The sequence below is a fragment of the Peribacillus sp. NPDC097675 genome (genome assembly GCF_050277655.1).
Taxonomy (GTDB): Bacteria; Bacillota; Bacilli; order Bacillales; family DSM-1321; genus Peribacillus.
In genome coordinates this window covers 1-9,766 of sequence record NZ_JBNNSK010000024.1, presented here as the reverse complement: position 1 = coordinate 9,766, position 9,766 = coordinate 1, and the positions used below count along the sequence as shown (strand labels likewise).

12 protein-coding genes are annotated in these 9,766 nt (G+C 37.8%); all 12 read left to right on the top strand.

Features of this window, described 5'->3' with window-relative positions; all coding sequences use genetic code 11:
- The coding region (locus ACQKL5_RS21200; protein ID WP_427610805.1) for a terminase TerL endonuclease subunit at positions 1-653 on the top strand (653 nt) is incomplete at its 5' end.
- A gap of 13 nt (positions 654-666) precedes the next feature.
- Positions 667-933 (top strand): hypothetical protein, encoded by a 267-nt coding sequence (locus ACQKL5_RS21195; RefSeq protein ID WP_427610804.1) that lies wholly within the window; start codon positions 667-669, stop codon positions 931-933.
- On the top strand, positions 930-2,438 hold the full coding sequence (locus ACQKL5_RS21190) for a phage major capsid protein (protein ID WP_427610803.1): 1,509 nt from the start codon (positions 930-932) through the stop codon (positions 2,436-2,438). Before ACQKL5_RS21195 ends, ACQKL5_RS21190 begins: the two co-directional genes overlap by 4 nt.
- Position 2,439: 1 nt before the next feature.
- Complete coding sequence (locus ACQKL5_RS21185) at positions 2,440-2,682, top strand: head-tail connector protein (RefSeq protein ID WP_427610802.1); 243 nt, start codon at positions 2,440-2,442, stop codon at positions 2,680-2,682.
- A gap of 78 nt (positions 2,683-2,760) precedes the next feature.
- Positions 2,761-2,964, top strand: coding sequence for a hypothetical protein (locus ACQKL5_RS21180; protein WP_427610801.1), 204 nt, complete (start codon positions 2,761-2,763; stop codon positions 2,962-2,964).
- 11 nt (positions 2,965-2,975) lie between these two features.
- The gene (locus ACQKL5_RS21175) at positions 2,976-5,150 is read left to right on the top strand and encodes a VapE domain-containing protein (protein ID WP_427610800.1); all 2,175 of its coding nucleotides are present in this window, start codon (positions 2,976-2,978) and stop codon (positions 5,148-5,150) included.
- A gap of 685 nt (positions 5,151-5,835) precedes the next feature.
- Positions 5,836-6,330 carry a helix-turn-helix domain-containing protein gene (locus ACQKL5_RS21170; RefSeq protein WP_427610799.1) on the top strand — a complete coding sequence of 165 codons (495 nt, stop codon included), beginning with the start codon at positions 5,836-5,838 and terminating at the stop codon, positions 6,328-6,330.
- A complete protein-coding gene (locus ACQKL5_RS21165) occupies positions 6,320-6,622 on the top strand; it encodes a phage head closure protein (protein WP_427610798.1) in 303 nt (100 codons plus the stop codon). Before ACQKL5_RS21170 ends, ACQKL5_RS21165 begins: the two co-directional genes overlap by 11 nt.
- A 12-nt stretch (positions 6,623-6,634) precedes the next feature.
- Entirely contained in the window at positions 6,635-7,765 is a 1,131-nt protein-coding gene (locus tag ACQKL5_RS21160) for a phage portal protein (RefSeq protein WP_427610797.1), read from the top strand.
- A complete protein-coding gene (locus ACQKL5_RS21155; RefSeq protein WP_427610796.1) occupies positions 7,740-8,105 on the top strand; it encodes an HNH endonuclease in 366 nt (121 codons plus the stop codon). Before ACQKL5_RS21160 ends, ACQKL5_RS21155 begins: the two co-directional genes overlap by 26 nt.
- Before the next feature lie 73 nt (positions 8,106-8,178).
- Entirely contained in the window at positions 8,179-8,637 is a 459-nt protein-coding gene (locus ACQKL5_RS21150) for a phage terminase small subunit P27 family (RefSeq protein ID WP_427610795.1), read from the top strand.
- Positions 8,561-9,766 (top strand): terminase large subunit (locus tag ACQKL5_RS21145; RefSeq protein WP_427610794.1); only part of this gene is annotated, 1,206 nt, incomplete at its 3' end. The genes ACQKL5_RS21150 and ACQKL5_RS21145, both read left to right, overlap by 77 nt.

Sequence of the window (9,766 nt, the reverse complement as noted above, 5' to 3'; positions counted from 1 at the left end):
GTGATAAACCATTACCTAACCTAGACGGAAAAGAATGTTATATAGGCATTGACCTTTCTTCTAAAATCGATTTGACGAGCGTTACAGCCGTTTTTCCTTTAGAGAATGGAGAATATGCCATTATGAATAAGAACTTCATGCCAGCAGACAGTGTGGACGCTAAAGAACGAGCTGATAAAGTTTCTTACAGGCAATGGGTCAAAGATGGCTGGATAACTCTTACTAGTGGTGAGGTAGTAGATGTTGAATTTGTTTTTAACTACATTGTGGACCTTTCAAAGCGATATAAGGTAGTTAGCTGCAACCTTGACCCTTGGAATGCCACAGCCTTGGAAACCATGCTAGACAATGAAGGATTTACTGTAAATGAGATAAGACAGGGTTATAAAAGCCTTTCAGAGCCTATTAAATTTACTAAAGAACTTATCATTCAAGAAAAATTCATTCATGGAAACAATCCAGTATTAAAATGGTGTACAGCAAATGCTATTCCCCAATTTGATGCTAATGAAAATGTAGTCCTAAACAAGGCAAAAAGCATTAATAGAATTGATGCCATTGCTTCAACCGTAACAGCTATGACGCAAGCAAGATTACATGATTACAATGACAGCCTAGACAAACACATTAACGAAGAATTTACTATCTGGTAGGAGTGGACGAAAAATGAATAATCAACAGGTATTTTTGGAAGATGTAGAAGGTAAAATCATTGATTTGAAAGTCATGTTAGAACAAGCCGAAACAACTCTACACATCGTGCTAGAAGAATATTTTAGAACGACACCCCATGAAGAAAATGTAGAAGTTAAGATTTTACACGATCATGCTAAAGCTAGTGTTTTATCCGAAATCACAGGAGATATTTTATTTAAAATGAGAAATACATTTTCAGAAATAACTAATTTACTAGAAGGGAGTGACACCCAATGACTATCGAAAAACGTGTACAAGCAACAGCCGTTGAATGCCGGGCTAATGAAGAAAATAACGTGCTAACCATCTCGGGATATGCAGTCAGATATAACGAGGAATCAGAACTATTAGAATATGGTTTCCGTGAAATTATCAAGCCTAATTCCTTCACTGAATCTCTTAAACAACGGAATATTTTAGCTTTACACCAGCATGATGACAAGCAGCTACTTGCAAGCACTAAGGCTAAAACTTTACGCCTGGAAGAACGTGTAGACGGCATTTACTTTGAAATGGACTTACTAGAAACACGGAAAGATCTCTATGAACTTGTGAAACGTGGTGATCTATCCAATATGTCATTTGGTTTCACTTGCGACAAAGAAAAATTCACCCGTAACGGTGACACAGATATTAGGGAGGTGATGCAGGGCACATTATACGAGGTTTCACTTGTTCATACGCCTGCTTATCCAACAAGTAGCGTGGTGGCCCAAAGAAGTCTAGATCAATACAAACAATTCAAGGAGGAACGAGACATGACAGGACAAGCAGTAGTACCAGCAGTAGGAATTGGAGCAATGGCAGCAACACCAACACCAGCAACACAAGAAGTAAGAACGTACAGCCGAGGTGAAAAACTTTCTAAAGAAACAGCAGCCGTTTCATTGGGCGGATTAATTCGAGCATATGTCACTGGAAAAGGTAGCAAAGAAGAACGTGAAATGCTTACAACTACAAATACAGGTTCTTTTCTAGTACCACATCAAATTATGTCAAATATGATTGATTTGGCCCGTGATAAATCTTTCCTTTTCGGTAATGCAACAATCGTTAACATGGGTGGAAATCAGACAGTATCCGTACCAAAGGTTATCAGCGATCCAACCGTAGCATTTAAAAAACCAGGTGCAGTTATTCCAAAATCAGACCCGACATTTGGGGAAATCAAGTTGGATGCAAAATACATGTATGGACTTGTGGAAGTGCCTTTGGAGCTTGTGAAAACAGGTATCGGCATTGAGGAAAAATTGAATTACCTAATCGCAACAGCCATGAATCAAACACTTGAAAAGGCAGCATTATACGGGGCAACAGACGGTTTCAAAGGAATCTTTAATGATACAGAAATTTTACATGACACAATTGTGGACCCAACTTATTTAGAACTAAAAAAAGGCGTTAAGGCGATTGCTACCAACAATCACCCAACAAATGACCTTGTGTTATCTCCCAACAACTTACTTGATATTGAAACAATACAAGCAACAGACGGTCAATTCATTACGCCACCTTCATTCTACACGGCACTAAATAAATTCGCTACAAATGCTTTAGATGATTCAAAAATTCTTCTTGGTGATCTTTCCAGTATCTACATTGGTATGCTGCAAGATGTATCCATTGAAGTTTCTACACAATACGGATTTGATAAAGGAACACTTGCTATCCGTATCATGTGGTATGGCGATGTGGTTGTATCCGAGCCCAAGAAATTATGCCTTGTAACAGTAGGTGCTTAAAATGGAGCTACTGAACAGCGTGAAACTACATTTGAGATTGGATGGGGTCGATAGTGACCCTATTCTTCTTGAATTAATAGAGACAGCTAAAAAATACATTTACGAGACAACCGGGAAAATTTTTTCTGAAAGTGATCTGGAAAAATTGTGTGTGAAGTTACTTGTTTCCCATTGGTTTGATGGTGGAGAACGAGACGTTCCACATGGGATTTCTAGTATGCTTACTCATATTGAATACAGATAAATAAAATTAAATAAAGGGTTTCATAGGGTAACTGTAGAATGATAGTATTTAAGAAATAATATTAAGGAGTGTTACCCTATGAAACATGTAAGCGTAAAATGCGAAGATACCTATCTAGACATGATTGAAGAGCTAAAAGTCATATTACAATCTGAAAATCCAGTAGGAAAAATCACAAAATCAGATGTAATAAAACATGCAATTAATACACTTTATAATGTGAAAAAAAGTAGTAACAAAGGATATAACCAAAACTATGCAGATCGTTACGGCGTGAAATGAGGGAATAAGAATTGTTAACAGCAGTCGAAAACATCATAAAACCAAACTTTAACGATATTCCAGAAGAAATAAAAAAATTTCCACAATGGGTATTGTGGAAAGCTGAACCCGTCAAAGGCCGTTTATCAAAAGTTCCTTATCAGCCAACAGGATACAAAGCAAATGCGACCGATTCAAATACATGGAACACCTTTGAAATTATCCAGAAAGCTTATGAAACTGGAAAATTTGATGGTATCGGATTTGTTTTTTCTAAGAATGATCCATTTGTGGGGATAGATTTAGACAATGAAGATCCTGCTAATCTTTCAACAGATGCTCTTACATTATCAGCATATAGTTATACAGAGTTAAGCCCCAGTGGAAATGGTTTGCATATTATCATGAAAGGCAGTCTCCCTGAATCGGCAAATAATCGCAAGGATAATAAAGAAATTTACGATAAAGGTAGATACTTCACATTTACAGGAAAATTTGTCACTGATAAGCCCATATTAAGCAATCAAAAATTAATTGATAGAATCGTGGAAAAATACTTTGGAAGCAAAAAAAAATCATCTAACCAAGGCTATGCGGTGGACAGACCGACAAAGCAGTTAGATGACGATACCGTTTTAAGCAAGATGTTCAAATCCAAAAACGGCGAAAAGATTGCTAATTTGTTCAATGGTTCCACAGATTATACTAGTGATTCGGAAGCAGACCTTGCATTGTGCAATTATCTAGCCTACTGGACAGACGGTAATTCCGAACAGATGGACAGGCTTTTCCGTAGATCGGCATTAATCCGTGATAAATGGGATAAGAAAATAGCAGGTTCGACATATGGTTGGATGACCATTGAAAAAGCTATTTCCGATACTATTAAAGTTAATAAAAGTATAGCAGACTATAACGACACTTTACAATTGGAACGTAACAAAAAGGGTGACAAAATTCTACCTAACTCCCGAAATGCTGAAACAATTTTAACAAATTCACCTTTTAAAGGGATATTGGCCTTTGATGCTTTCAAGAACATAGAAGCTATAAAGGGCGATTTGCCATGGCGAAAACGAGAAAGACCTTTTCAACCATACGAAGCATGGTTAGGTTCAGATGATAAACGATTGCTGCACTATTTCGGAAAAGAATATGATTTTAGATCAGCTAACATTATTCAAAATGCTTATATAGAAGTCACTAGACAAAATTCATTTCATCCAGTGAAAGAATATTTAGAATCTCAAGTGTGGGACAAGTCATCAAGAGTTGAAACATTTTTTATTGACTATCTAGGTGCTAATAACACTCCTTATATAAGAGCAGTTACTCGAAAATGGCTTGTAGCTGCAGTTGCTAGAATTTATGAGCCAGGGTGTAAGTTCGATTATATGCCTGTACTTGTGGGTCCACAAGGGGTGGGGAAAAGTAGCACCATTGCAAAATTGGCCCGAGAATGGTTCAGTGATTCATTGAAGAATTTCGAGAGCAAAGAAGCAGGAGAACACCTTCAAAATTCATGGATCTTTGAATTTGGTGAATTAGCAGGAATGAAAAAGGCGGAAGTTGAAGAAATAAAAGCATTTATTTCAAAGCGTGAAGATACCTATCGTGTAGCATATGATCGTGTGGTTTCAGAGTTTCCCCGCAAATGCGTATTTATCGGGACTACTAATACGCACGACTTTTTACGAGATCAAACGGGCAACCGTAGATTTTGGCCTGTAACTGTAGACACAAAAAAACGTAAGTACAATCCTATTACAGACCTTACAGACGATATTGTAGGACAAATATGGGCAGAAGCTATGGAACTATACAAACAAGGTGAAAAGTTATACCTTGAACCAGCAATGGAAGAAGAAGCACGAAAGGTACAAGAAGGCCATATGGAACAAGACCCAAGAACAGGAGCCATAGAAGAATACTTAGAAAAGCCTTTGCCAGCTAATTGGGATACTATGCAAATATGGGAACGTCAAAATTATCTAACTCACAAACCCACTGGAACTATTAAGCGTGAAAGAGTTTGCCCAGCAGAAGTTTGGACTGAATGCATGGGAAATGATTATAGAAATATGAAAACTCATGAAGCAAGGGCTATTGCTGATATTATACGCAAATTAGATGGATGGGAAGAACGAAAACCAAGCCGTACCACTTTTAAACATTATGGCAAACAAACAACTTTCATTAGATCATAGCAAGAGCAAACCTTAAATGGTTTGCTCTTTTTTTACCATGGACAGATACATGGACAGATGATGGACAGATACATGGACAGATGAGGACAGATGAGGACAGACAAAAACTTCCATTTTAGCGCACTAAAGGACAGACAGGACAGATGATGGACAGATAAAATAAATGTATCTGTCCACGCTTTAGCCTTAGAGCCATAAGGGTTCCACAGGTGAAAGGACAGATAGGACAGATAAAACTACTATAAAGTTTAAAAGTGTATTTTATAGTACTATATGACTATTAAAAGTAGTGGTTTTTATGTTTATATAAAAAGTTTGGAAATCATCTGTCCTGTCTGTCCATCTGTCCATTTGTGGATAATTTTTTAAAAGGAATATTGGACAAAATAGGAGATAGCTTGGGATCTAGCAAAAAATGAATTCGCTACAAAAAGAAGATGTATAATTCATCTTTTAAAGGTGCTGGAAATCCTTTAATACCAAGGTTCAATAGACTTTCACCAATTATACTCCATACGTATTGTAGCGAATTCAAAAGGACTGTTTTCTGTAAAATAGTGCTGGTTATCGGAAGTCATTTTGAATGAGATACACATAAGATAAAAAAAGTTATTACAATATCGTAATAAAACTTGCACTTTGAATTACGATATTGTAATATAAATTTATCGAGGAGGTGGAAATATTGGAAGTTAAGGAAGTAGCTGAAAGATTGGGCGTTCATATCAATACTATTTACCATTACATCAATACTGGACATGTTAAAGCACAAAAGAAAGGCAGATCATGGGACATTCCCGAAGAAGAATTCAATAAGTTGAAAATTCGACAAAGCCAAACGCCCAGGACAATCATTGAAAGCCTTAATGTCGTTATAGATAATTTTGAAAGGATAAGAGACATTTACATAAACTTGAATCTTATGTCTTTACAAAATGGCGCCACAGATCGTAGCAAAGAACAGGCGTTAGAAAGGCTTGGAAGCATTTTAAAAACAGATGACCAAATTAATGAATATAACAATGCTGTCAATTTGATGTTGAAGAAAAGAAATGACATGTATGCCATGTTAAAACGTGGTGATATAACAATGGATGAGGTTTTAGACCATAGCTTAAATTCTAGCGAACCTAGTGAATATAGATATGGTGGTGAAATACATGTTAAAGATGAATCATAGAATCACTTTTCAAAAAAAAACAGTTGTTGTTGATGATCTAGGATGGCAGGAAGAAGTCATACAGGATTTTAAAAGCGTATGGTGTGCCATTAAGACGGTGCAAGGTCGTGAATACTTTGCTGCTGCATCCACTCAAAATGAAAATACTTATCGGTTCGTTATTCGTCATATGGATGGACTTCATCCCAGTATGAAAATTAAATATGATGCCCGTCTTTTTGAGATAGAAAGCATATTAAATGATGACGAAGCCAATCGAACCATAACTATTATCGCAAAAGAAAAATTTTAAGGAGGTGAAATAGTGGGATTGTTTGACCGTTTTAAAAAAGAAAAACGAAATTATGGTCCATTCCAATCGAATACTTTTTCTATTAATTACGCTGGTGAAATCGTCAATAGCAATACATCTTTACAGTGTCCACCTTATGTAAGTTCCGTTAATTTACTTAGTACGAGCCTTGCAAAATTAGGTAGGCATGTTATGAAAGACGGCGAACGAGTCGACAGGCACCCTGTGGAAATTTTACTGAATAACCCCAATCCATTTATCGATGGATATACATTCTTTCAGCAAGCTGACTTACAGCGATTAAACGAAGGAAACGCCTATATTCATATCACTCGAAATGGAAAGGGTGTGGCCAGTCAATTAATGCTTATCAATTCGGCTCATGTATCTCAAAGGGTAGAAGGAAATATTTTTTACTATCTGGTCAGAATGGGAGACACACAGCTAACTGTGGAGCCAAAGGACATGATACATGTAAAAAGCCCATTCATGGATACCAACGCTTTGAAAGGTATTGGCTATCATACAATCTTAAAAGAGCAAATAGGGCTATGGTTAGCTGCACAAAAGCACCAGGCACGTTACTTTGCATGTGGGAGTGATCCTACAAGCCTTTTGACAACAGATGAGAAGTTAGCACCTGATAAACGTGATGCAGTCCGTGAAGCATGGGAAAAACTAAACGGCAATGCTAATAGGCACAGGGTGGCAGTACTGGATGCTGGGTTCAAGTTTCAAAGGTTAGGATCTAACTTTGGAGAATTAGAAATGAACGCCATGTTCAGTGAGCTAACGAAGCAAATTGCATCGACCTTTAATATCGCACCCAACCTTATCGGGCATGATGGCAGCAAGAACACATACAGCAATATAGAAAGCCAGAACATGAACTTCTTACAGCAGTCTTTAATGCCTAGTATTACAGCATGGGAGTACCAGCTACAAAAGCTATTCAACGAAGGCAGCAGTCATCATGTGAAGTTTAACTATGAGACCCTATTAAGAGCAGACAGCAGCAGCCGAGCCGAACGCCTTACTAAGTTAGTAGCAGCCAAGATCATAAGCCTTAATGAAGCCAGAGAGTACGAGGGACTATCACCAATGGAGGTACAACCTAATGACAATCATGAAGCCGTGCAGTAAGGTAGGATGCAGTCAAACCGTACCAAGGGGACAACAGCCACCATATTGTGATTACCATAAGACAAAGGCTAACAAGGAATATGATATGAACAAGCGTGACCCAAAGCGTACAGCCTTTTACAAAGGGATGTCTTGGAGGAACCTCAGAAGGTCTGTATTAGTAGAAAACTTTCATATTTGTTCAATGTGTGGAGAGTTCGGGAACACGGTACACCATATCAAGCCAATTAGTACACAAGAAGGATGGGAACGGCGATTAGATCGTAGCAACCTAACAGTAGTTTGTTGGATATGTCATGCAAAGATTCATGATGAAAAGAGTCCGTTTTTCCACAAATGAAAGATTAGGGACCGAGGGGGGAGCTTAGCGTGAAAAAATTTTCCCCGATGGCCAAAGAAAGGAAGTGAAAAACTTGGCCACAAAGCCAAAAAGTATAGAGGTTATTTCCAAACATTTGACAATTGCTGAAAAAGAAGCGAGAAAGCAGCAGGAAACCAAGTTAAAGGAAGCATTAAGTGACATCCAATCCCCATCTTGGTTGGGCATTAAATTAAAACGCCGTTTCAATTGGTACGTTAGTCAGTATAGTGAATTGGATTTACTCACTATTTTAGATGCCAACATTCTTGCTAGATATGTAGTCTATGAAGCTAGATTTATAGAACTCGAAGAACTCATTCGGAAACAAAGTTTTACATTAGACGATGGGACGAAGATAAATCCCTTACTTGTGGAACAAAGGCAAGTTCACGACAAGATGGAAAAGTTAGAATCTAAATTAGGGATGAATCCTAGTGATCGTTTACGTTTTGCGGTTCCCCAGGAAGAAGAAACAGACGAACTGGATGCATTTAGAAATGAATTACGCTGAGTATATCGAGTCTGTAAAAAACGACCCTTTATTTTGCCCCGTAACGCTTTATTCTTTGAAGGTCATAGACTTATCTATCAAGGCAGGAAAAAGCGTTCAGCAGGCTTGTATGCGTCATATAGAAGACTTGAAGAAATCGTTTGGAAATTCCGAATGGGAATTTAGCAGAAAAAGGGCGAATCATATTTTTTCCTTCTATGAAGTGTACGCAAAACACTCAAAAGGAGAATGGGCAGGGCAGCCAGTCACATTAGAATTATGGCAAAAGTTCATTGTAGGTTCTTTAATGGGATGGGTGCATAAGGAAAAACAGACAAGGCGTTTCACTCTTTCATATACACAGATCGGAAGAAAGAACGGTAAAAGTCTTTTATCTAGTGGCTTATCCTTGTATATGTTCATGATTGACAATGAAGCAGGTGCTGAGTGTTATTGTGCTTCCGTCAAAAGAGATACTGCAAAAATAGTATGGCTAGATGCTATGAGGATGGTAAAAGCTTCACCCTTGCTTAGAAAAAATGTGAGAGTGCAAGAAAGCCTTTCAACTATGAAAAATGGTAATGCGGTCTTGAAGGCATTATCGGCAGACAGTGGACAGGATGGATTAAACATTCATTTTTTCTCACTGGATGAATACCACTTGGCCCGTGATAACAAGATGTATGATGTTCTAGTTTCTGCGATGGGCTCAAGACGTAATCCGTTAGGCTTCATTATCACGACAGCAGGCGAAAGCAAAGGCGGCACAAGTCCATGTTATATGTTCTATGAATATTGTAAGCAAGTCCTTTCACACACTGTGGAAAATGAAAGTTTGTTTATCTACATAGCTGAAATGGATTCAGAGGAAGAAATACATGATTCTAGCAACTGGATTAAGAGTAATCCGAATCTAGGAGTTTCCGTGAAACTAGACAGCTTAGAACAAGCTTATTTAAGAGCCAAAGACGGTGGCGAAATGGACAATTTCCTAATCAAGCATATGAACAGGTGGATTCAACGAAAAGATGCCTTTTTCCCCTTAGATCATTGGGGTGATAAACCATTACCTAACCTAGACGGAAAAGAATGTTATATAGGCATTGACCTTTCTTCTAAAATCGATTTGACGAGCGTTACAGCCGTTTTT